The following is a 19,960-nucleotide window of genomic DNA, read 5'->3' as shown; positions in this document are numbered from 1 at the left end:
GCAGTAATGCAGGAAGCAGTGCAGGCAGCCATGTACGGCAGTTCTCTCGCGGACGCTCCCGCGATCCGCGAACCCCTCCACTCGCCCGTCGCGCACCTGGTGCGCGGCGGGGTCATCGAGGGCATCCACTACGGGTCCGTCGTCGTCCTCGGCGCCGACGGCCGGGTGGAGTTGCAGGTGGGCGACATCGAGGCGGCCTTCTACCCGCGCTCGGCCCTCAAGCCGGTGCAGGCGGTGGCCATGCTCAGGGCCGGCCTGCCCCTCGACGGCGAGCTGCTCTCCCTGGCCGCCGCCAGCCACTCCGGCGAGGAACGTCACCTGGCCGGCTCCCGGCGCATCCTGGAGCTGGCCGGTCTCGCCGAGGACGACCTGCGCAACGTGCCGGACCTGCCGTTCGACCCGGTCGTCCGTGACGGCTGGATACGCGAGGGCCGACTGCCCTCCCGCCTCGCCCAGAACTGCTCCGGCAAGCACGCGGCGATGCTCTACACCTGCGAACTCAACGGCTGGCCCCTCGACAGCTACCTCGACCCCGGCCACCCCCTCCAGCAGGCGATCGCCGAGATCGTCGAGGACCTCACCGGGCAGCGCATCGCCCGGGTGACCGTCGACGGCTGCGGAGCGCCACTCTTCTCCATCTCCCTGCACGGCCTCGCCCGTGCCGCCGCCCGGATCACCACCGCCGCCCCGGACACCCCGGAGGCGCTGGTCGCCGACGCGATGCGCGACCACGCCGAGATGGCCTCCGGTTCCGGACGGGACGTGGCCGCGCTGATGCGGGCCGTACCCGGACTGCTCAGCAAGGACGGCTTCGAGGGCGTCCAGGTCGCCGCACTCCCGGACGGCCGGGCCGTGGCGGTGAAGATCGCCGACGGTGCGAACCGGGCCCGCGTCCCGGTGACGGCTGCGGCACTCGCCCGGGCCGGCGTGGACCCGGAGCTGCTGACCGAGTTCGACGGCGAGGCTCTGCTGGGCGGCGGCCGTGAGGTCGGACGGGTCCGACCGGCCCGCGCGCTCGATCCGGTGGCGCGGCGGTAGGGGGATCCGCGCGGATTTCTTCGCCCCCGCCGCCCCTACCCGTCCCATCCCTGGGGGCTGCCACCCCCAGACCCCCGCTTCGGCCCTGAACGGGCCTCGTCCTCAAACTCCCCCAGAGGGGGGACCCCAGACGGGCTGGAATGCCAGCCTCCTCACGAAAGCAGGCCCACCCAGCCATGACCGCAGCAGCCCAGCGCAGTGCCGCCGCAGTCCACCGCAGTGAACACGACCTGCTCGGCGACCGTGATGTTCCCGCCGAGGCGTACTGGGGCGTCCACACCCTGCGGGCCACGGAGAACTTCCCCATCACCGGCATGACCATCTCCGCCTACCCGCATCTCATCGACGCCCTCGCCGCAGTCAAGGAGGCCGCCGCCCTCGCCAACGAGGAACTCGGGCTGCTGGAGCCCAAGAAGGCCGCCGCGATAGTCGAGGCGTGCCAGGAGATCCGGGGCGGCCGGCTGCACGACCAGTTCGTCGTCGACGTCATCCAGGGCGGGGCAGGCACGTCGACCAACATGAACGCCAACGAGGTGGTGGCGAACCGGGCGTTGGAGCTGCTGGGCCACGAGAAGGGCCAGTACCTGCACCTTCACCCCAACGAGGACGTCAACCTCGGCCAGTCCACCAACGACGTGTACCCGACGGCCGTCAAGGTCGCGACCGTCTTCGCGGTACAGGAACTGCTCAAGGCGATGAAGGTCCTCCAGGATGCCTTCGCCCGCAAGGCGGTCGAGTTCCGCGACGTCCTCAAGATGGGGCGTACGCAGCTCCAGGACGCGGTTCCGATGACGCTCGGGCAGGAGTTCTCGGCGTACGCCGTGATGATCGAGGAGGACCGCAGCCGCCTCGCGGAGGCGGTCGAGCTGATCCACGAGATCAACCTCGGCGCCACGGCGATCGGTACGGGCCTCAACGCCCCCGCCGGATACGCCGAGTCGGCCCGCCGCCACCTCTCCGCGATCACCGGACTGCCGCTCGTCACGGCAGCCAACCTCGTCGAAGCCACCCAGGACTGCGGGGCGTTCGTCCAGATGTCCGGCGTGCTCAAGCGGGTCGCCGTCAAGCTCTCGAAGAGCTGCAACGACCTGCGCCTGCTGTCCTCCGGGCCGCGCGCCGGGCTCGGCGAGATCAACCTGCCGCCGGTGCAGGCGGGTTCGTCGATCATGCCCGGCAAGGTGAACCCGGTGATCCCCGAGGTCGTCAACCAGGTCGCCTTCGAGGTGATCGGCAACGACGTCACCATCACCATGGCCGCCGAGGCCGGACAGCTCCAGCTCAACGCCTTCGAGCCGATCATCCTGCACTCCCTCTCGGAGTCCATCACGCACCTGCGCGCCGCCTGCCTCACGCTCGCCGAGCGCTGCGTGGACGGCATCACCGCCAACACCGAGGCGCTGCGGGCGAGTGTGGAGAACTCCATCGGCCTGGTCACCGCCCTCAACCCGTACATCGGGTACACGGCAGCCACCGACATCGCCAAGGAGGCGCTCGTCAGTGGCCGGGGCGTAGCGGAACTGGTTCTGGAGAAGGGCTTGTTGCCGGCGGAGCGCCTGGCGGAACTACTGCGCCCGGAAATCGTGGCGGGCACAGGCGCGCCCCGCTCTTAGGGGCGCGAGGAACTGCGCGACAAGCCCTCACTGACCCGCAGCCGAACGACCGCCCTCCAGCGGAGCGCACCCGCACCGGAACCGATCCCGAGGGACAATGACGATCATGGAACCCGCTCCGTCGCCCCCGACCTTCCAGCCGGTCCTGGACCGAATCGCCGAGGAGATCGCCCGTACCCCGGGAAGCGGGCGCCCCGCCGACTACATCCCGGCCCTCGCGTCGCGGGACCCCCGCAGCTTCGGTATGGCCGTCGCCGAACTGGACGGCACGGTGTACGGGGTGGGGGACTGGCGGGAGCCGTTCTCGGCGCAGTCCGTCACCAAGGTGTTCACCCTCGCCCTGGACCTGGCCCGCGAGGGCGACGAACTCTGGGAGCACGTCGGCCGCGAACCCTCCGGAAACCCCTTCAACTCCCTGATCCAGCTGGAGTACGAGAGCGGCATCCCGCGCAACCCGTTCATCAACGCGGGCGCCCTCGTCGTCACCGACCGCCTGCACACCCGTACCGGGGACGCGGCCGGCACGCTCCTCGACTTCCTGCGCACGGAGTCCGGCAACCCGGGCCTCACCTTCGACCAGGAGGTGGCCGCCTCCGAGGCGGTACGCGGCCACCGCAACGCCGCCCTCGCCCACTTCATGGCCTCGTACGGCAACATCGACAACCCGGTCCCGGACCTGCTGGAGCAGTACTTCCGGCAGTGCTCGGTCGAGGCGTCCTGCGCAGACCTCGCCCTCGCCGCGAACTTCCTGGCCCGCCACGGCGTCCGGGCCGACGGCACCCGCCTCCTGACCCGCAGCCAGTCCAAACAGATCAACGCCATCATGCTGACCTGCGGCACCTACGACGCGGCAGGCGACTTCGCCTACCGAGTGGGCCTCCCGGGAAAGAGCGGGGTCGGCGGCGGCATCATCGCGATCGTCCCGGGCCGCTGCACTCTGTGCGTGTGGAGCCCAGGGCTCGACGAGCGCGGCAACTCGGTGGCGGGGGTGGCGGCCCTGGACCGCTTCACGACACTGACGGGAGTATCGGTCTTCTAGCCGTCGGCCGACCACCCACCGGTAACACGCAGGCCCCCGCCCGGAAGGCACCCCGTAGCCCCCCGTCCACCCACCCTTGCCACGCTGCACAAGTGAAGGCTCTCCCGCTAAACCTCCCCCGCTGCCAGGCCATGGGCCTGATCGGCACCGCATGCCTCGCGCTGGGAGGCGAGACCGCCGGAGCCCTTCCCGTACGAGAACTCATCGCCCCCTCCACCGGCCGCGCCGCACTGGGCCTGGTCGGCGTCTACTTCGGCGTCGTCCTGCTGATCGCCGCCTGGACCCTGCTCGGCAGACTGGTCCGGGGCCCCGAGCCGCCCACCGTACGATCCCTGATGCTCGTCCTCGTCGTCTGGGCGACCCCGCTCCTCCTCGCCCCACCGCTCTTCAGCCGGGACGTGTACAGCTACCTCGCCCAGGGCGCGATGGTCGACGCCCACATGGACGTGTACACGCACGGCCCCGCCCTGCTCGGCGGCCCGCTCGCCGCCGAGGTCGCCCCGGTGTGGCAGCAGACCGGCGCCCCCTACGGCCCGGTGTTCCTCGCCGTCGCGTCCGGGCTCTCCGGACTGACCCGGGGCGAGATCCCCGCCGGCCTGTTCGGCCTGCGGCTGGTCGCGCTGCTCGGCGTGGCGCTGATGGCGGCGGCGCTGCCCCGCCTCGCCCGGCACAGCGGCGCAGACCCGGCCCCCGCGCTCTGGCTCGGCGCCCTCAACCCGCTGGTGTTGCTGCACCTGGTGGCAGGCGCGCACAACGACGCGATCATGCTCGGGCTGCTCGGCGTCGGCCTGGTGGCGGCGCTCGGCCGGTGGCCGGTCCTCGGCGCCGTACTCGTGACGCTCGCAGCCCTCGTCAAGGCGCCCGCCGTTCTCGGCCTCGCGGCGGTCGTGGCGCTCCAGATCCGCGCGGGCCGCAGCCCCCTGCGGGCGGTACTGACCACCGCGGGCGCGGCAACCGCGACCACGGTCGGCGTCACCGCGCTGGCCGGCACCGGATACGGCTGGATAGGCGCCCTCAAAACCCCGGTGTCACCCCAGAACTGGGCCCTCACCAGCCTTCTCGGCCGCGCGACGGCAGCCGCGCTCACAAAGACCGGCAGCGATCTGGCACCGCTCGCCGTCCCGGCCTGGCACCTGCTCGGCATCGCCGTCACCGTCCTCGCCATCGCCTTCATATGGTTGCGCCGCCCACGCCTCAGCCCGCTCTACGCACTCGGCCTCAGCCTGGCCGTCGTGGTGGTCCTCGGCCCGGCGATCCGGCCCTGGTACGCACTGTGGGCCCTGTTCCTCATCGCCGCCGCGGCGCCCAGCGCCTCTGTACGCCATCGCCTGGCCGCCGTCACAGGGGTCGTCGCGCTCCTGGCCATGCCGAGCGGGGCGCCCGCCGGGACCGAGGAACTGGTCCTGGCCGTCTCTGGCGGGGTGCTGGCCGTCGTCGTCCTCTGGCAGGCCCACCAGGCAGCCCAGGTACCCCTGAGGGAGAGCACGGTATGAGCCCGGTGAGACTTCCCCGCACCGACCGCGAACGGCTGCTCCTGGTGCTCGCCCTCGCCGTCACGGTGACCGTGTTCACGGCGACCGTGCCCCTGCTGCGCGGCTGGTTCGACCTGCGCGTCTACTACGGGACCGTCGACACCTGGGTCCACCACGGCGGCCGGATCTACGACTACCGGGTGCCCGGCACGGCGTACGGCTTCACCTATCCGCCGTTCGCGGCCGTCAGCATGCTGCCGATGGCGCTGCTCGGGCTGCACGCCGCGATCACCGCGGCGCTGCTGCTCAATCTGGCGGCGCTGGGCGCGGTGGTACGGATGACCGCGGGGCCCTTGTTGCGCCGGTACGGCTGGTACGGCTGGGCCCTGACCGCCTGCGCGCTCGCGCTGTTCGAACCCGTCCGCGACACCGTCAGCTTCGGCCAGGTGAACCTCGTACTGCTGGCCCTCGTCCTCACCGACGCCTGGCTGCTGACGACCGGGCGGGCCCGCTGGGCGGGCATCGGGATCGGTCTCGCCGCCGCCGTCAAACTGACACCCGCCCTGTTCATCGGCCTGCTGCTGCTCGCCGGGCGGCGGCGGGCGGCCGGGGTCGCGACGGCTGTCGCCGGTGCGGCGACCGCGCTCGCGGTGTGGATCGCGCCGGATGCCTCGCGCTTCTACTGGAGCGAGGCGCTGTGGGACACCCGGCGCATCGGGAAGACGGCGTACGTCTCCAACCAGTCGCTCCAGGGCGTGCTGGCGCGACTGGCCGCGCCGGGCGAACCGAGCCGTGTCGTGTGGCTGGTGGTGGTCCTGCTCGTCCTCGTGGTCTGGGCGTGGCGGGCCCGCCGGGCCGTCGCCGTGGGGGACTGGTGGGCCGCGTTCGCTCTCACCGGGCTGACCGCGTGTCTGGTCAGCCCGATCACCTGGGTGCACCATCTCGTCTGGCTGCTGCCGTCGTTCGCGGTACTGGTGCGCACCGGGCACGCGCGCGTGGCGGGCGCTGTGTACGCGGTGCTGTGTACGAGCGTGGTGTGGCTGTGGTTCGACGACGCGTCCGGCGTGGACGGCTTCGTCGGCGGCAGCGCGTACGTCTGGGTCACGCTCGGGCTGCTGCTGTGGCTGCCGGTGGACGATGCCGGTCAGACCCGCTTCGGGCCCACGAACCGCAGCACCAGCGACACCGCTCCGGCGCCGAGGACGGCCGCTCCCAGGATCGTCCAGGTCTCCGGCCAGCCCGGCCCGCTGTCGGGCGTCACGGTGGCGGCCACCGGTACGGATGCCGGCACCCGCAACGACGCCGGCGCTTCCGGGCCGGCGTGCGGTGCGGGCCGCGCGGCGACCAGCGAGCCGACGGGAGTGACGCGTCCGGCGGCCCCGAAGCCCCAGTCGAGCAGTGAGCGGGCCTCCTCGTAGACGGCGTACCCGCCGCCGTCCTGAGGGTTCATCACCGTGACGACCAGGGTGCGCCCACCTCGGCGCGCGGCGGCGATCAGCGTGTTGCCCGCCCTGCTGGTGTAGCCGTTCTTGACGCCGATCACCCCCCGGTAGCGCTCGACGCCGTTGGCGCCGGTCAGCAGCCGGTTGGTGTTCTGGATCTCGTACGACCAGCCGCCCCCGCCCGGAAACTTCGCGTAGGCAGTGCCGCAGTACGCGGCGAAGTCGGCGTTGCGCAGCCCGGCCCGGCCGAACACCGCGAGGTCGTACGCCGATGACACCTGCCCCGACGTGTCGTAGCCGTCGGGTGAGCGCACATGGGTGTCGCGGGCGCCCAGGGAACGGGCCTTGGCCTGCATCCGGACGGCGGTGTCGCGCCAGCCCCCGCTCATGGCGGCCAGGACATGCACGGCGTCGTTCCCGGAGTTGAGGAACACACCCCGCCACAGATCGGAGACACGGTACGTACGCCCGGCCGCGACCCCGACCAGGCTGCTGCCGGCCCCGATGCCCGCCAGATCGGACTCGGTGACCTTGTGGCGCAGGCCCGCGGGCAGCGTGGGCAGCACGGTGAGGGCGAAGAGCGTCTTGAGCGTGCTGGCCGGCGGCAGTTCGCGGTGCGCGTTGTGCGCGGCGAGGACATCACCGGTGCCGGCGTCGGCCACCAGCCACGACAGCGCGGACACGTCCCGGGGAAGGCGGGGTGCGCCGGAGCGGAGCCGGGCCTGTGTGCCGGAGCGGTACAGCAGCCGCGCGTCCGCCGTGGTCGGCGTGACCGGGTCGGCACTGGTGCGCGCGGACGCCGGGACGGGCGTGAGCGTCAGCACGCCCGTCACGCACAGCGCACAGCAGGAGGCGGCGATCCGGGAAGAGAATCTGATGGTCATACCGCAAACGTAAGAATGGACGTGCCGAACGCGGTGCTGCCGGGGCCGAAGACCGGGCCCGAACACCCGGATGCCACACCCGGGGGCACATGGGCACCCGGAGGCGTGGCTACTCGGCCGGCAGCGTCGGCTGGATCCGTCGCAGGAAGGTCGCGTTGTCCGGCGTGCTGCGGAGCCGCTCCAGGAGGGTCTCCAGGCTCGCCTGGCCGTCCCGTGTCTGCAGGACCCGCCGCAGCCCCTGAACGGTCGTCAACTCGGCCGGGGACAAAAGGAGTTCCTCGCGTCGGGTGCCGGACGGGTTGATGTCGACGGCCGGGTAGACGCGCCGGGAGGCAAGCTCGCGGCTCAGCCGCAGTTCCGAGTTGCCCGTGCCTTTGAGTTCCTCGAAGAAGAAGTCGTCGGCGCGGGAGCCGGTCTCCACCAGGGCGGTGGCGAGGATCGTGAGCGAACCGCCCTCCTCGGCCAGACGCGCGGAGCCGAACAGTCGCTTCGGCCCGAGCAGCGCGGTGGCGTCGACCCCGCCGCTGAGGGTGCGGCCACCGGAGGCCGCCGCGTTGTTGTGGGCCCTGCACAGCCGGGTGAGGGAGTCCAGGAGGATGACGACGTCCTCGCCCGCCTCGACGAGCCGCTTGGCCCGTTCGACGACGAGTTCGGCGAGCGCGATGTGCTGCTTGGGCGTCTTGTCGAACGTCGAGGCGTACACCTCGCCGCGCACGGAGCGCCGCATGTCGGTGACCTCCTCGGGCCGCTCGTCGAGGAGCACCACCATCAGGTGGCATTCGGGGTGGTTGCCGGCGACGGCCGCCGCGACCTGCTGGAGCAGCACGGTCTTGCCGGTCTTCGGCGGAGCCACGATCAGCCCGCGCTGGCCCTTGCCGACGGGTGCGATCAGGTCGGTGACGCGTCCGGTGAGTCCGGCCGCCGGGTGTTCGAGGCGGAGCCGGTCGCGCGGGTGCAACGGGGTGAGGTCGCGGAAGTGGCGACGGCCGCGGAGCTCTTCGGGCGCACGGCCGTTGACCAGTCCGACCTCGGTGAGGGCGCGCTGGGTGCCTTGCGCGCCGGCGACGAGGTCGCCCTTGCGCAGGCCGTGGCGGCGGATGAGGGCCGGGGAGACCTGGAGGTCGTTGGGTGCGGGCAGGCAGCTGTCGGCGGCCCGCAGGTACCCCTTCCCGTTTCCGTCGATGTCGAGGACACCGGTCGCGATCCGGGCCGGGGGGAGTTGTTCCGCGCTCTGCGCGGGGCGATGTTCGAGTGTGGTGGTCATGGTCGGGAGTCCTTTCACGGACGGGGACGCATGCCGCATGAGGCACGCGGAGGAATGAGGAGGGGGAGGGCCGCGAGAACTGAGCGCGCCGGGCGCGCTGCGGGCGGCGGGAGACAGCAACACCTCGGGTGCGGCAGAACGACGTCGCATGTGGTGAGGTGGTACTGGAAGAGCCGATGCGCCGATCGGGAATCCGACGGGCAGGTCGGCGAACTGAGGAGGAACTGCACCGGCGCCCGAAACAGGGCGTACACAAGTGCTGACAGCACCGTACCACACGATGCGCGGGTGTGGCGGTGAGCTGTGGCTCAGCGGCTCGCGAGGAGCCCGTACAGGAGCGGGATGCGCGGCTCGGGCAACCGCCACCAGCCCGACTCCGTACGCTCCATACGGGGCCAGCGCGGCCAGGGCAGTTCGTCGCTCTCGCGCAACCGCCGGATGGTCAGTCCCGCCCCGATCAACGCGTTGACCGCCTCGTCCATTCCGTGCATCCACTCGAAGCTCTCGGTGGCCCCCACCACGGCCGGCCCGTCGGTGTAGGTGTACGTCGCATCGCGGTGCACAGCGGCGCCCGGTGCGCCCAGGTAGTCGTGCCGAAGCAGGAGTTCACCGGTGTCGTCCGGAGCGGGCTTCGGGCCGAGCGAGTTGAGCACCGGATGGAACTCCACGATGTACAACAGGCCACCAGGGCGCAGGAGTTGGGCGACCGTCTGCGCCCAGAGGTCCAGGTCGGGCAGATAGCACAGGGCGCCCTTCCCGGTGTACACGACGTCGAACCGCCGTTGCTCCAGGGCCTCCACGGCGTCGTACACGTTCGCTCGTACGTACGTCACGTCGAGGCCCGCCTTCGCCGCGATGCCGCGCGCGGCCGTCACGGACGCCTCGGAGATGTCGAGGCCGACCGCCCGCGCCCCGCGTTCGGCGAAGGCGAGGGTCTCGGTGCCGAGGTGGCACTGGAGGTGGAGCACATCACGGTCGGCCAGCCGGCCGAGGTCCTCCCATTCCCAGGAGGCGAACCAGCGCGACGGATCGAGACTCTCGCCCAGGCCGTAGAAACGGCTGGCGAGATGGACGGGGGTACGGGCGTCCCAGTTGGCCTCGTTGGCCCGCATCATCCGCGCGTGCTCGTCGGTGGTCATGAAGCCATCCAACCAAAACGTGCCCGCTCAGGCGGACCCGGCGTCCCGAGCCTCCCGCGCGATCCGCTCGAACCGGGCGCCCATGACCGTCGACTCGTCGATCGGACCGTCCTCGTCGAGGTGCAGGAGATCGCAGCCCTGGATCTCGCGCTCGCCGACCCGAGCCGTGAACGCCAGCGCCTGGTCGCGGCTGTCGGGCACACCGATCTTCCGCTCGTACCGGGCGAACCTTTCGAGCGGGCGTCCGAGGCGGCGACCCGTGGGCTCCTTCTAAGCTGGGCCGATGTTCAGCCCCGAAGGCCCCACGCTCCGTGAGCTCGCCGTGCAGGCGCTGTCGTCCGTCGAGCACGGCTACGACCTGCTCGCACCGAAGTTCGACCACACCCCGTTCCGTACGCCGGACACGATCCTCGACGCGGTGCCGTCGGCGCTCGGCCCCCTCGGGCCCTTCGACGACGGCCTCGACCTGTGCTGCGGCACCGGCGCCGGTCTGGCGGTGCTGGCGGAGGTGTGCAGGGGGAGTGTCACCGGGATCGACATCAGCGCGGGCATGCTGGAGGTGGCCCGGCAGCGGGCGGGCGAGCTCTCCGGTGGCTCGCGCGTCACCCTGGTGCGCGGCGACGCCCGAGCCCTGCCCTTCGCCGGGTCCGCCCCCGCCTTCGATCTGGTCGTCAGCTTCGGGGCGTTCGGGCACTTCCTGCCGGGCGAGTTGCCGGGACTGTTCGCCCAGGTCCACTCCGTACTGCGGCCGGGCGGGCGCTTCGCCTTCCCCGTCGTGGCCCCGGCCCGCCCGGGAACGCCCGCCTACTGGGCGCTGCTCGGCTTCGACGCGGTGATGAGGGTGCGCAACGCCGTGTGGCGGCCGCCGTTCGTCATGTACTACCGGGCCTTCCGACTGGCCGACGTGCGAAGGGAGTTGACGCACGCCGGCTTCGATGTGGAGACCCGTGCCCTGCCCGAGTTCGGGCGCGGGCCGGACGGCAGTCCGCGCTGCCGGATGGTGGTGGCGACGCGGACACCCGCCGGGCGACAGCCCGTCAGCTCTTGATGAACTCCAGCAGGTCGGCGTTGAACGCCTTCTCGAACTCGCCCACCAGGCCGTGCGGAGCGCCCGGGTAGACCTTCAGCGTCGAGTCCTTGACCAGCTGCGCCGTCTTCTCCGCCGACGCGGCGATCGGCACGATCTGGTCGTCGGCGCCGTGCGCGATCAGCGTCGGTACGTCGATGCGGCCCAGGTCCTCGGTGAAGTCGGACTCCGAGAACTGCTTGACGCAGTCGTAGGCCGCCTTGAGCCCGACCTGCATGCTCCAGAGCCAGAACGCGCGGCGCATGCCCTCGGAGGGGGTCGCGTCCGGCCGGTTGAAGCCGAAGAAGGCCTCGCTGAGGTCCCAGTAGAACTGCGAACGGTCCGCCTCGACGCCCGCCCGGATACCGTCGAAGGCCTCGATGGGCGTGCCCTCGGGGTTGGCGTCCGTCTTGAGCATCAGCGGCGGCACCGCACCCAGCAGTACGACCTTGGCGACGCGACCCGTGCCGTGCCGGCCGATGTAGCGGGTCACCTCGCCGCCGCCGGTCGAGTGGCCGACGAGGATAACGTTGTCGAGGTCGAGCGACTCGATCAGTTCCGCCAGGTCGTCCGCGTACTGGTCCATGTGGTTGCCCTGCCACGGCTGGGCGGAACGGCCGTGCCCGCGCCGGTCGTGCGCGATGGCACGGAAGCCGTGCTCGGCGACCAGGCGGGACTGGCCGTCCCACGTGTCCGCGTTGAGCGGCCAGCCGTGGCTGAACACCACCGGCTGCCCCGTGCCCCAGTCCTTGAAGAAGATCTCGGTGCCGTCGGAGGTGGTGAACGTACTCATGTGTGCCTTTCGAGACGTAGGACATCGTCCGACGGCGCACGCTCTGCTGCGCGCCGTCGGATGTCATGCCTCGAAGCTATGCGCACACGGCCTTCACGGAATCTGTCATCTGACTGCACCTGCCACCCACCCTGTACGGATCATTCCGTACCTGTGGTCCTTACCTGCTTCGGAGTGCGCTGTACAGGGCGTCGATCAGTGCCATCTTCCGCGGGTCGTCGGCGATATGGGGACCCATGCGGTTCATGACATACCCCAGGGACACTCCGCCATCCGGGTCGGCCAGCCCGCAGGAACCGCCGAAGCCGTCATGGCCGTACGCCCTCGGATTCGGCCCGTACGAGCCATTGGGGCCGCTCAGCCACAGCCCGAGCGCGATCTCCGTGTCGTGGCCGAAACCGGCGCCGAGCACCAGGTCCCGGCAGCTGCCCTGTCCCTCGCGCACCCGCTCGGCCGCCTCGGCGGAGAGGACGCGCCGGCCACCGAACGAGCCTTGGCCGGCGAAGACGCCGTACAGCGCGGCGATCGCGCGGGCCGTGCCGTGGCCGTTGGCCGCCGGTATCTCGGCGGCCCGCCACTCGGGGCTGTTCGCCTCGACGGGGCCCGCGAGGGGATTGGCCAGCGCTGCGATCGCCGTGGGCGTCAACTGGGCGAAGATCGCCGCTTGTTCGCTGGTCGAGGCGGCCGGTGGCTGCACCAGCTCGGCGGCCCGCCCGGCCTCCTTCTCCGGCAGCCCGATGGTGAAGTCGATGCCCAGCGGCCCGGTCACCTCCCGCTCCAGGAAGGCGCCCGGCAGCAGCCCCGACACCCGGCGGACCACCTCACCGACCAGGAAGCCGTACGTCAGCGCGTGATAACCGGATCGAGTGCCCGGCTCCCACCAGGGCTTCGTCGCCGCGAGCCGGCGGGTCGTCAGCTCCCAGTCGTAGAGATCGGCGAGCGAATGCGGCTCCCGCAGACCGGACAGACCCGACCGGTGCGACAGCAGATGCCGTACGAGCACGCCCTCCTTGCCGGCCGCCGCGAACTCCGGCCAGTAGTCGGCCACCGGGGCGTCGAGGTCGAGCAGCCCCCGGTCGGCGAGGATGTGCGCGCACAGCGCCGTCGGACCCTTCGACGTCGACCATACGTTGACGAGCGTGTCGCGCTCCCATGCGCGCGTGCGGCCCGCGTCGGCCCAGCCGCCCCACAGGTCGACCACCGTCTCGCCGCGGACCGTGACGCTCACCGCCGCGCCCAGCTCCCCGCGGTCGCGGAAGTTCTCCTCGAACGCCGCGCGCACCGCCGAGAAGCGTGCGTCGCAGTCGCCGTGAACGTGTGGCACGTGCTCGGACATGGGCCCTCCGCGGTTCGCCGGAACACCGGGCCACGACGCTGTGACCCGGCACCGATGAACATACCGACTGGTCGGATCGCACGGAAGGCGTCGGAAACGACCAGTTGCGCGCGCAGGCCCGTCAGGCGTACGAGCGCAGCCAGCCCACCTTCGTCGCCTCCTGGAACGGGCCGCCGCCCTCGTGGTCGTTGAAGTCGTAGACCTCGATCTTCTTGTCGTCGTTCGCCCAGGCGTTGAAGGCGGCGAAGACCGTGGACGGCGGGCAGGTCTGGTCCTCCAGCGCCGTCGAGAAGAGCGCCGGGGCCCGGCCGCGTGCCGCGAAGTGCACGCCGTCGAAGTAGGCCAGCGTGTTCAGCGCGTCGGCGGTGCGGCCGCGGTGGGTCTTGAGGTAGCTGCCGATCTCGCGGTAGGGGTGGCGGTCCGTGAGGGTCGCCGCACGCGGGAAGTCGCACAGGAACGGCACGTCCGGCGCGATCGCGACCAGGTCGGGGACCAGTCCGCCGACCGCGAGCGTGATCCCGCCGCCCTGACTGGACCCGAGGGCCACCGTGCGCGCCGGGTCGACCAGGGGGTGCGAGCGGGCCGCCTCCACCGCTCGCACCGCGTCCGAGTACACCCGCCGGTAGTAGTAGTTCTCGGGGGCGTCGATGCCACGGGTCATGAATCCGGGGTACGAGGGCGCGTTGCCCACCGGGTCCGCCGTCCCGCCACCGCCGCCCCAGGCGCTGCCCTGACCGCGCGTGTCCATGGCGAAGTGGGCACGGCCGGTCGACGCCCACAGCAGGTTCTCGTGCGGCAGACCGCGCCCACCGCCGTACCCGATGAACTCCACGACCACCGGCAGCGGCTCCGAGGCTCCGGCGGGCAGCCGCAGCCAGCCCTTCACCGGGTGACCGCCGAACCCGGCGAACGTCACGTCGTACACGTCGACCGTGGTGAGCCCCGTCTCCACGGGCTCGAAACGGGCGTCCAGGTCGTGTTCCCGGGTCTCCTGGAGGGTCTTGGACCAGAAGGCGTCGAAATCCTCGGGTTCGGCGGACTCGCTGCGGTACTCCTGGAGTTCGTCGAGCGGGAGGTCGAACTGGGCCATGTCGGACCGCCTTTGCGGGGAGGTGGCAAGCGCTTGCGGATGATCACACCGTACGTGGGAGGGTCGCCGACCCGCCAGGGCTCAAGTCCTGGGCAGGACCCGTACGAGGACCGCTCACCTCTACGATGGCGCCATGCCGACTGCTGTGGAACTGCTGGTCAGGGACGCCGAGCTGCTTGTCGTGGACGGCGCGCGCGAGATTCCCGGCGGGTGGGTGGCCGTCGACGGCGGGCGTGTCACCGCCGTGGGCGCCGCCGGGACCGAGCCCGAGGCCCGCACGACCGTGTCGGCGGCCGGGCGGCTCGTCACCCCCGGCCTGATCAACACGCACCACCACATCTACCAGAACCTCACCCGCTCCTACGCGCCCGCCGTCAACGGCACCCTCTTCGACTGGCTCACCACGCTCTACCCCCTGTGGGCCGCGCTCGACGAGGAAGCGGCGTACGTGTCCGCGTACGTCGGCATGGCCGAACTGCTCATGGGCGGCTGCACCACCTCCTCCGACCACCTGTACGTCCATCCGCGACCCGGACTCGTCGACGCCGAGATCCGCGCCGCCCGTGACATCGGCTTCCGCTTCCACGCCACGCGCGGCTCGATGACCCGGTCCGTGGAGGACGGCGGACTGCCGCCCCGGAGCGTCACACAGACCGAGGACGAGGTCCTCGCCGACAGCGAGCGCCTCATCAAGGCCCACCACGACCCGGAACCGGGCGCGCTGATCCGGGTCGCCCTGGCGCCCTGCTCACCCTTCTCCGTGACCAAGGAGCTGATGACGGCCACCGCCGAACTCGCCGAACGGTACGACGTACGCCTCCACACGCACCTCGCGGAGGACCATGACGAGGACACGTACTGCCTGGAGACCTACGGCTGCCGGCCCGTCGAGTACTTCGAGGAGGCCGGCTGGATGAGCGACCGCACCTGGGTCGCGCACTGCATCTATCCCAACGATGCCGAACTGCGCCGACTGGCCGACGCGGGCGTCGGCGTCGCGCACTGCCCCAGTTCCAACATGCTCATCGGGGGCGGCACCGCCCGCGTGCAGGAGATGCGTGAACTGGGCCTGCCCGTCGGCATCGGCTGCGACGGCTCCGCCTCCACCGACCACGCCTCGCTCTGGATGGAGACGCGCGGAGCTCTTCTCCTCGGGCGTTACCGGGGCGGACCCGGTGCGATGACCGCGCGCGACGCCCTCGACATCGCCACCCGGGGCTCGGCGCGCTGCCTGGGCCGCGCCGACGAGATCGGGCATCTGCGGCCCGGCGCCTGCGCCGACCTCGTGGTCTGGGACCTGCACGAGGTCGCGCTCGCCGGTGCGCTGAGCGACCCTGTGGAGGCGTGGCTGCGCTGCGGACCGGCCCGCGCGTGGACGACGGTCGTCGCCGGACGTGTCCTGGTCGACCGGGGCGAGCCCGTCCTGCCGGGCCTGCGGGACGCGCTCACCGACCACCGCCGCATCGCCCGCCGGATGCAGGAGATGCTGTGACGACCAGCCCTGCCCGTCACGACCGCCGTCCCGTCCACTCCGGCTCCGTACGCGCCCACGCGCGCTCCCACTCCACGAGCCGGCGCTGAACGACCGTACGGAGTAAGGCGGTTCGGGCGAGGAGGACGACACCGGCGGTCAGGCCCGCTGCGCAGATGCCCACCGCCACCGTGTGCTGGTGGACCGCGACGGCGCTGGGCGGCGGAGCCACGGGCCGCCCGAGCGCGTCGAGCCACAGGTCGACGGTGTCACCGCGCCGTGTACCGGGCGGCACGTGAGCCGTCGCCGTACGTACCTCCGCACCCGGTTCCGTCCACAGCACCCGCACCCGGTACAGGTGCTGTCTGCCGGCCGACACGGAAGGCACCCCTGCTCCTGTTCCGCCGACGGCCACCGCGTGGACGCGATGACGCTCGGCACGCTGAACGGCGGCCGTCGCGAGTGCCCCGTCGTGTGCCCACCGGGCCGCGACCGCCCCGGCCAGAGGCGCGCCGACGCACAGCGCCACGGCGACGACGAGCAGCGCCCACGCCTCCAGCACGTCCGACCGGCGGCGCAACGGATTCCGCCGCCAACGCCGGCCGTACACCCGTGTTCCCCTGAGGACGCCCACCCGTCCATCGTCGCGCGCGACACCGACCGAACGGCAGCCGCGCACGAGTGTGGGCGCGCACGACCGGTCCGCGCCCCCGTGGGTCCGGCGCACCACCGAGGGCGGTGTCCCCAGCGTTCCCGGCGTTCTCAGCCGAAGCGTTCGATCCGGATCCGGTCCACGGGCTGGCCCGCCGCCACCAGCAGGCGCGAGGCGTGCTCGGCGAACGTGTTGGAGCCGCACACGTACGCCTCCCAACCGCCCGGCGGCTGCTCGGCGGCCAGCAACGGCGCCACCTGGGAGGCCGACAGCCGTCCGACCGGCACACCTTCGGGCGCCCGGCGGGTGAAGACGGGCGTGGTCTCGGCCCCGTACTCCCGCGCGTAGATCAGCTCCTCGGGACCGCGCGCCGACACCAGCAGCCGCAGCGGCACGGTCAGGCTGCGCATACGGTGGTGCCGGATCATCGACATCAGCGGTACGACCCCGGAACCGGCGCCGATCAGCAGCGCGGGCCGGTCGCCCGGCCAGGCGAAGAAACCGCTGAGCGGACCGCGCACCTCCACCTCGTCGCCGGGTTTTGCCAGTGTGTGGAACCAGCCGGAGACCTCGCCGCCCTCGACATGGTCCAGGGTCAGTTCGATGTGCCCGGCGTCTTCCGGGGGTGAGGCGATCGAGTAGTGCCGCTGGGCCGTGTAGCCGTCGTCGGCGGTCAGCCGCAGCATCAGGTGCTGGCCGGGCAGATGACCGGCCCAGCCGGGCACCGCGAACCGGAAGGTGGAGGCGTGGGGTGTCTCCCGCCGGACCTCGGTGAGGGTGGCCGTCTGCCAGCGGGCCGCCTCGCGGTTGCTGACGGCGATGCGACCGGGCACGGCGAACCGGGTCGGGGGCACGAAGAGTCCGGGCGCCGTGGTGTCGGAGGTGGTCCTAGTCACCGGAGTACCTCTGCTCCTCCCACGGGTTCCCGCGCGCGTGATAGCCGTTCTGTTCCCAGAACCCCGGCTCGTCGTGGTCGAGGAGCCGCAGACCGGCGATCCACTTGGCGCTCTTCCAGAAGTACAGGTGCGGCACCAGCAGCCGCGCCGGGCCGCCGTGCTCGGCGGGGAGCGGCTGTCCCTCGTACTCCCAGGCGATCCACGCCCGGCCGCCGGTCAGGTCGGCGAGCGGGAGGTTCGTGGTGTAGCCGGTGTGCGAGTAGGCGACGGCGTGGGTGGCCGACGCGTCGGGCCGCGCCGCTTCGAGGAACGCGTCCAGGGACACGCCGCCGAACCGCACCCCGAACTTCGACCAGCTCGTCACACAGTGGATGTCACCCTCGTACGCCGACGCGGGCAGCGCGTGGGCCTCGGCCCAGTCCCAGGTGCGCGGCGCGGCCACCAGGCCGTCGATCCGGAAGGACCAGTCCGCGGGCGTCAGGTCGGGGGTGACCTCGGCGGACAGGACGGGCCAGTCGTCGCCCGCGTCGTACTGGCCGGGCGGCAGCCCGGCGTTCTGGACGCGCGGGCGTCCGGTGAAGCCTCGGGTGACGTTCATGGGGTGGGCGCCTCACGGTCAGGCCTGGTCAGTGGATACGTGTACCACCGTACGGGGTCGCCGTGCGTGCCCCGGACCCCGGTCCCGTGGTGATCATTGCGGGCGTATGAACTCTCCCCAAGTCTTCGCAACCCCGGGAATAGCCCTCGCGCGATCGACCTTGCCGATGAGTGCGGGTTCCGGTGATCGGCGTCGGCCGGTCTGTTGGTTCTGGTTTTGGAGAGTGGGAGCAGATGCCCAAGGCGTACGTCTTCACACGGTTCGGCGGCCCGGAGACCGAGGCGTTCGTCGACGTGGACCGGCCGCGCCCCGGCCCGGGACAACTTCTTGTGGCGGTGCACGCGGCCGGCGTGAACCCCGTCGACTGGAAGCAGCGCACCGGCTACGCCCGTGCGGGGGGTGTGGCGCGCGAACTGCCCGCCGTCCTCGGCAACGAGGTCGCGGGGGTGGTCGAAGAGGTCGGCGAGGACGTCACCGGCTTCGCCGTCGGGGATGCGGTCTTCGGCAACCCGGTCGCCGGCGGCTACGCCGAATACGCGCTGCTGCCCGTCACGGTGACCGCCCCCAAGCCCGCCTCGCTGTCGTTCACGGACGCGGCGGCCCTGCCCGTCGCGGCGGCCACCGCGTACGACGGCGTCGACCAGCTGGCCCTGCCGGAGGGCGCGACCCTGGTGGTCACCGGTGCGGGTGGCGGGGTCGGCGCCGCCATCCTCCAGATCGCCCGCACCCGCGGACTGCGGGTCGTCGGAGTCGCGAGCGACGGCAAGAAGGACTTCGTCGAGTCGTTGGGCGCGGTCCACGTCCCGTCCGGCACCGACCTGGCCGCACGGGTGCGGGCGGCGGCCCCGGAGGGCGTCGACGGCGTCTACGACCTGGTCGGCGGCGAGGTGCTCGCGGCGGCCGCGACCCTGCTGACCGACCGCACGAAGCTGATCACGGCGGGCGCCCCCGCGGACGTCGCGGAGGGACTGGGCGGTGCCCGCGTCGCTCGCGCCCGCAACGCAGCCGTCCTCGAAGCGGTCGCGGACCTGGTCGTACACGGCGACCTGGACCCGCATGTGACCAGCACTTTCCCACTCGACCGCGCCGGCGAGGCGCTGCGCACGGTGGAAGAGGGCCACGCACGCGGCAAGATCGTGATCGAGGTCGCCCGATGAGCGCCGGCGCGCCGCACGTCCTCGACAACCCCGCCCTGGCCTCGCTGACCGGCCCGCACGCCCACTTCGCCGAGCGGCGCGGCCGGGTGCTGCGCTACCCCGTCGACGTGTCGCCGTGGCTGGCGCTGCCCGACGAACCCGACGCCGACGACTGGGCCGACGTCGCCGCGCTGGCGGGCCCCGGCGCCGAAGTGCCACTGGCGGGCTTCGCGGGACAGCTTCCGGCGGGCTGGGAGATCACGTTCGAGATCGATGGCGTTCAGTTCGTGGACGACGGCCTCGCCGCCGCGCCGGACCAGGAAGCGGTCCGCCTCGGCCCGGCAGACGTGCCGGAGATGCTCGACCTCGTCGAACGGACCCAGCCCGGCCCTTTCCTGCCCCGCACCGTCGAGATGGGCACCTACCTGGGCATCCGCCGCGAGGGCGCCCTCGTCGCCATGGCGGGGGAGCGGCTGCACCCGCCCGGCTGGACCGAGATCAGCGCGGTCTGCACCGACCCAGCGGTGCGCGGCCAGGGCCTGGCGACCCGGCTGATCCTCGCTGTCGCCCACGGCATCCGGGAACGCGGCGAGACGCCCTTCCTGCACACCGCCGCCCGGAACACCCACGCCATCCGGCTCTACGAGTCCCTCGGCTTCCGGCTGCGCCGCAGAACCGCGTTCCTGGCCGCCAGGGTGCCCGAACGCCTGGGCGACGAGCGGGAGTTGGCGGTGCCGTAGCTGGAACAACCGGAGTTGGGGCGCCCGGGCCGAACTGTTCGGGTAATGTAGCCGTCCGGCTGTGGAACGCCCCAGCCGGACACATCACCTGGGAGGTGAGACCCATTACCGCTGTGTCAGCTCGGGTGCTCTCACCTCAAGGCAGCACGGACCCGCTCCGCCGGAAGTGCGGCGAAGGGCTGTCGGTCCGCTGCGGCGCCGCCGTGGCTGGTCGCGCAGTTCCCCGCGCCCCTCTGGGGCGCCGCGGAACCGTGTCCGACCTCGCCGGGTCCGCCTAGCCGACCGCGAGAGCGC

18 protein-coding genes and 1 pseudogene are annotated in these 19,960 nt (G+C 72.0%); 9 read left to right on the top strand and 10 right to left on the bottom strand.

The features are described 5' to 3' along the window. Nucleotides 1–30: 30 nt before the first annotated feature. The 5 genes from OHN74_RS03230 (at nucleotide 31) to OHN74_RS03210 (ending at nucleotide 6,577) form a co-directional block, all read left to right on the top strand. Entirely contained in the window at nucleotides 31–1,038 is a 1,008-nt protein-coding gene (locus OHN74_RS03230; protein WP_327699964.1) for an asparaginase, read from the top strand. Between the two features lie 176 nt (nucleotides 1,039–1,214). After that, nucleotides 1,215–2,648, top strand: coding sequence for an aspartate ammonia-lyase (gene aspA, locus OHN74_RS03225; RefSeq protein WP_327692979.1), 1,434 nt, complete (start codon nucleotides 1,215–1,217; stop codon nucleotides 2,646–2,648). A gap of 106 nt (nucleotides 2,649–2,754) precedes the next feature. Further along, the gene (locus OHN74_RS03220) at nucleotides 2,755–3,687 is read left to right on the top strand and encodes a glutaminase (protein WP_327692978.1); all 933 of its coding nucleotides are present in this window, start codon (nucleotides 2,755–2,757) and stop codon (nucleotides 3,685–3,687) included. A gap of 131 nt (nucleotides 3,688–3,818) precedes the next feature. Next, on the top strand, nucleotides 3,819–5,180 hold the full coding sequence (gene mptB, locus OHN74_RS03215; RefSeq protein WP_327699963.1) for a polyprenol phosphomannose-dependent alpha 1,6 mannosyltransferase MptB: 1,362 nt from the start codon (nucleotides 3,819–3,821) through the stop codon (nucleotides 5,178–5,180). Between the two features lie 5 nt (nucleotides 5,181–5,185). Next, on the top strand, nucleotides 5,186–6,577 hold the full coding sequence (locus tag OHN74_RS03210; RefSeq protein ID WP_327699962.1) for a glycosyltransferase 87 family protein: 1,392 nt from the start codon (nucleotides 5,186–5,188) through the stop codon (nucleotides 6,575–6,577). Between the two features lie 83 nt (nucleotides 6,578–6,660). Here OHN74_RS03210 and OHN74_RS03205 read toward each other — a convergent pair. The 4 genes and pseudogenes from OHN74_RS03205 to OHN74_RS03190 all read right to left on the bottom strand — a co-directional run. Continuing rightward, nucleotides 6,661–7,485, bottom strand: a pseudogene (locus OHN74_RS03205) (D-alanyl-D-alanine carboxypeptidase family protein); the annotation flags it as partial. A 109-nt stretch (nucleotides 7,486–7,594) separates the two neighbouring features. Next, complete coding sequence (rho, locus tag OHN74_RS03200) at nucleotides 7,595–8,749, bottom strand: transcription termination factor Rho (protein ID WP_327692977.1); 1,155 nt, start codon at nucleotides 8,747–8,749, stop codon at nucleotides 7,595–7,597. A 308-nt stretch (nucleotides 8,750–9,057) separates the two neighbouring features. After that, entirely contained in the window at nucleotides 9,058–9,888 is an 831-nt protein-coding gene (locus OHN74_RS03195; RefSeq protein WP_327692976.1) for a class I SAM-dependent methyltransferase, read from the bottom strand. Between the two features lie 27 nt (nucleotides 9,889–9,915). Continuing rightward, nucleotides 9,916–10,089 carry a hypothetical protein gene (locus OHN74_RS03190; protein ID WP_443060337.1) on the bottom strand — a complete coding sequence of 58 codons (174 nt, stop codon included), beginning with the start codon at nucleotides 10,087–10,089 and terminating at the stop codon, nucleotides 9,916–9,918. Nucleotides 10,090–10,171: 82 nt separating this feature from the next. On the opposite strand from OHN74_RS03190, the gene OHN74_RS03185 reads away from it, so the two are divergent. Then, the gene (locus OHN74_RS03185) at nucleotides 10,172–10,936 is read left to right on the top strand and encodes a class I SAM-dependent methyltransferase (protein ID WP_327692975.1); all 765 of its coding nucleotides are present in this window, start codon (nucleotides 10,172–10,174) and stop codon (nucleotides 10,934–10,936) included. Here OHN74_RS03185 and OHN74_RS03180 read toward each other — a convergent pair. The 3 genes from OHN74_RS03180 to OHN74_RS03170 form a co-directional block, all read right to left on the bottom strand. Next, nucleotides 10,926–11,747: an alpha/beta fold hydrolase gene (locus OHN74_RS03180; RefSeq protein WP_327692974.1), complete on the bottom strand. Its 822-nt coding sequence runs from the start codon at nucleotides 11,745–11,747 to the stop codon at nucleotides 10,926–10,928. The genes OHN74_RS03185 and OHN74_RS03180 overlap by 11 nt on opposite strands. Before the next feature lie 160 nt (nucleotides 11,748–11,907). After that, nucleotides 11,908–13,083, bottom strand: a complete 1,176-nt coding sequence (locus tag OHN74_RS03175; RefSeq protein WP_327692973.1) for a serine hydrolase domain-containing protein — start codon at nucleotides 13,081–13,083, stop codon at nucleotides 11,908–11,910. A 121-nt stretch (nucleotides 13,084–13,204) separates the two neighbouring features. Beyond that, a complete protein-coding gene (locus OHN74_RS03170) occupies nucleotides 13,205–14,173 on the bottom strand; it encodes an acetylxylan esterase (RefSeq protein WP_327692972.1) in 969 nt (322 codons plus the stop codon). A gap of 133 nt (nucleotides 14,174–14,306) precedes the next feature. On the opposite strand from OHN74_RS03170, the gene OHN74_RS03165 reads away from it, so the two are divergent. Further along, complete coding sequence (locus OHN74_RS03165; RefSeq protein ID WP_327692971.1) at nucleotides 14,307–15,665, top strand: 8-oxoguanine deaminase; 1,359 nt, start codon at nucleotides 14,307–14,309, stop codon at nucleotides 15,663–15,665. 16 nt (nucleotides 15,666–15,681) lie between these two features. Here OHN74_RS03165 and OHN74_RS03160 read toward each other — a convergent pair whose 3' ends face one another. From OHN74_RS03160 to OHN74_RS03150, 3 genes are all read right to left on the bottom strand, one after another. Further along, the gene (locus OHN74_RS03160; RefSeq protein WP_327692970.1) at nucleotides 15,682–16,278 is read right to left on the bottom strand and encodes an Rv1733c family protein; all 597 of its coding nucleotides are present in this window, start codon (nucleotides 16,276–16,278) and stop codon (nucleotides 15,682–15,684) included. A gap of 128 nt (nucleotides 16,279–16,406) precedes the next feature. After that, nucleotides 16,407–17,192: a ferredoxin reductase gene (locus OHN74_RS03155; protein ID WP_327692969.1), complete on the bottom strand. Its 786-nt coding sequence runs from the start codon at nucleotides 17,190–17,192 to the stop codon at nucleotides 16,407–16,409. Continuing rightward, a complete protein-coding gene (locus tag OHN74_RS03150; protein WP_327692968.1) occupies nucleotides 17,185–17,790 on the bottom strand; it encodes a sulfite oxidase-like oxidoreductase in 606 nt (201 codons plus the stop codon). The genes OHN74_RS03155 and OHN74_RS03150 overlap by 8 nt, the downstream gene beginning before the upstream one ends. A 233-nt stretch (nucleotides 17,791–18,023) precedes the next feature. Here OHN74_RS03150 and OHN74_RS03145 point away from each other — a divergent pair, with 233 nt between their 5' ends. Together OHN74_RS03145 and OHN74_RS03140 are read left to right on the top strand one after the other, a co-directional pair. Then, the gene (locus OHN74_RS03145; RefSeq protein ID WP_327692967.1) at nucleotides 18,024–18,947 is read left to right on the top strand and encodes a quinone oxidoreductase family protein; all 924 of its coding nucleotides are present in this window, start codon (nucleotides 18,024–18,026) and stop codon (nucleotides 18,945–18,947) included. After that, complete coding sequence (locus OHN74_RS03140) at nucleotides 18,944–19,666, top strand: GNAT family N-acetyltransferase (RefSeq protein WP_327692966.1); 723 nt, start codon at nucleotides 18,944–18,946, stop codon at nucleotides 19,664–19,666. The genes OHN74_RS03145 and OHN74_RS03140 overlap by 4 nt, the downstream gene beginning before the upstream one ends. Nucleotides 19,667–19,960 lie beyond the last annotated feature (294 nt).

The organism is Streptomyces sp. NBC_00459 (assembly GCF_036013955.1).
In the GTDB taxonomy this organism is placed as follows: Bacteria; Actinomycetota; Actinomycetes; order Streptomycetales; family Streptomycetaceae; genus Streptomyces.
The sequence above is the reverse complement of the archived record's forward strand: the minus strand, read 5'-3'. Positions and strand labels throughout refer to the sequence as shown.

What these genes read in the sequence shown, in the direction of transcription:
- mptB (WP_327699963.1), top strand. Translation starts at nt 3,819, where the DNA reads ATGGGCCTGATCGGCACCGCATGCCTCGCGCTGGGAGGCGAGACCGCC.
- OHN74_RS03140 (WP_327692966.1), top strand. Translation starts at nt 18,944, where the DNA reads ATGAGCGCCGGCGCGCCGCACGTCCTCGACAACCCCGCCCTGGCCTCG.
- OHN74_RS03170 (WP_327692972.1), bottom strand. Translation starts at nt 14,173, where the DNA reads ATGGCCCAGTTCGACCTCCCGCTCGACGAACTCCAGGAGTACCGCAGC.
- OHN74_RS03175 (WP_327692973.1), bottom strand. Translation starts at nt 13,083, where the DNA reads ATGTCCGAGCACGTGCCACACGTTCACGGCGACTGCGACGCACGCTTC.
- OHN74_RS03195 (WP_327692976.1), bottom strand. Translation starts at nt 9,888, where the DNA reads ATGACCACCGACGAGCACGCGCGGATGATGCGGGCCAACGAGGCCAAC.
- rho (WP_327692977.1), bottom strand. Translation starts at nt 8,749, where the DNA reads ATGACCACCACACTCGAACATCGCCCCGCGCAGAGCGCGGAACAACTC.
- OHN74_RS03145 (WP_327692967.1), top strand. Translation starts at nt 18,024, where the DNA reads ATGCCCAAGGCGTACGTCTTCACACGGTTCGGCGGCCCGGAGACCGAG.
- OHN74_RS03220 (WP_327692978.1), top strand. Translation starts at nt 2,755, where the DNA reads ATGGAACCCGCTCCGTCGCCCCCGACCTTCCAGCCGGTCCTGGACCGA.
- OHN74_RS03230 (WP_327699964.1), top strand. Translation starts at nt 31, where the DNA reads ATGTACGGCAGTTCTCTCGCGGACGCTCCCGCGATCCGCGAACCCCTC.
- OHN74_RS03185 (WP_327692975.1), top strand. Translation starts at nt 10,172, where the DNA reads ATGTTCAGCCCCGAAGGCCCCACGCTCCGTGAGCTCGCCGTGCAGGCG.
- OHN74_RS03180 (WP_327692974.1), bottom strand. Translation starts at nt 11,747, where the DNA reads ATGAGTACGTTCACCACCTCCGACGGCACCGAGATCTTCTTCAAGGAC.
- aspA (WP_327692979.1), top strand. Translation starts at nt 1,215, where the DNA reads ATGACCGCAGCAGCCCAGCGCAGTGCCGCCGCAGTCCACCGCAGTGAA.
- OHN74_RS03150 (WP_327692968.1), bottom strand. Translation starts at nt 17,790, where the DNA reads ATGAACGTCACCCGAGGCTTCACCGGACGCCCGCGCGTCCAGAACGCC.
- OHN74_RS03165 (WP_327692971.1), top strand. Translation starts at nt 14,307, where the DNA reads ATGCCGACTGCTGTGGAACTGCTGGTCAGGGACGCCGAGCTGCTTGTC.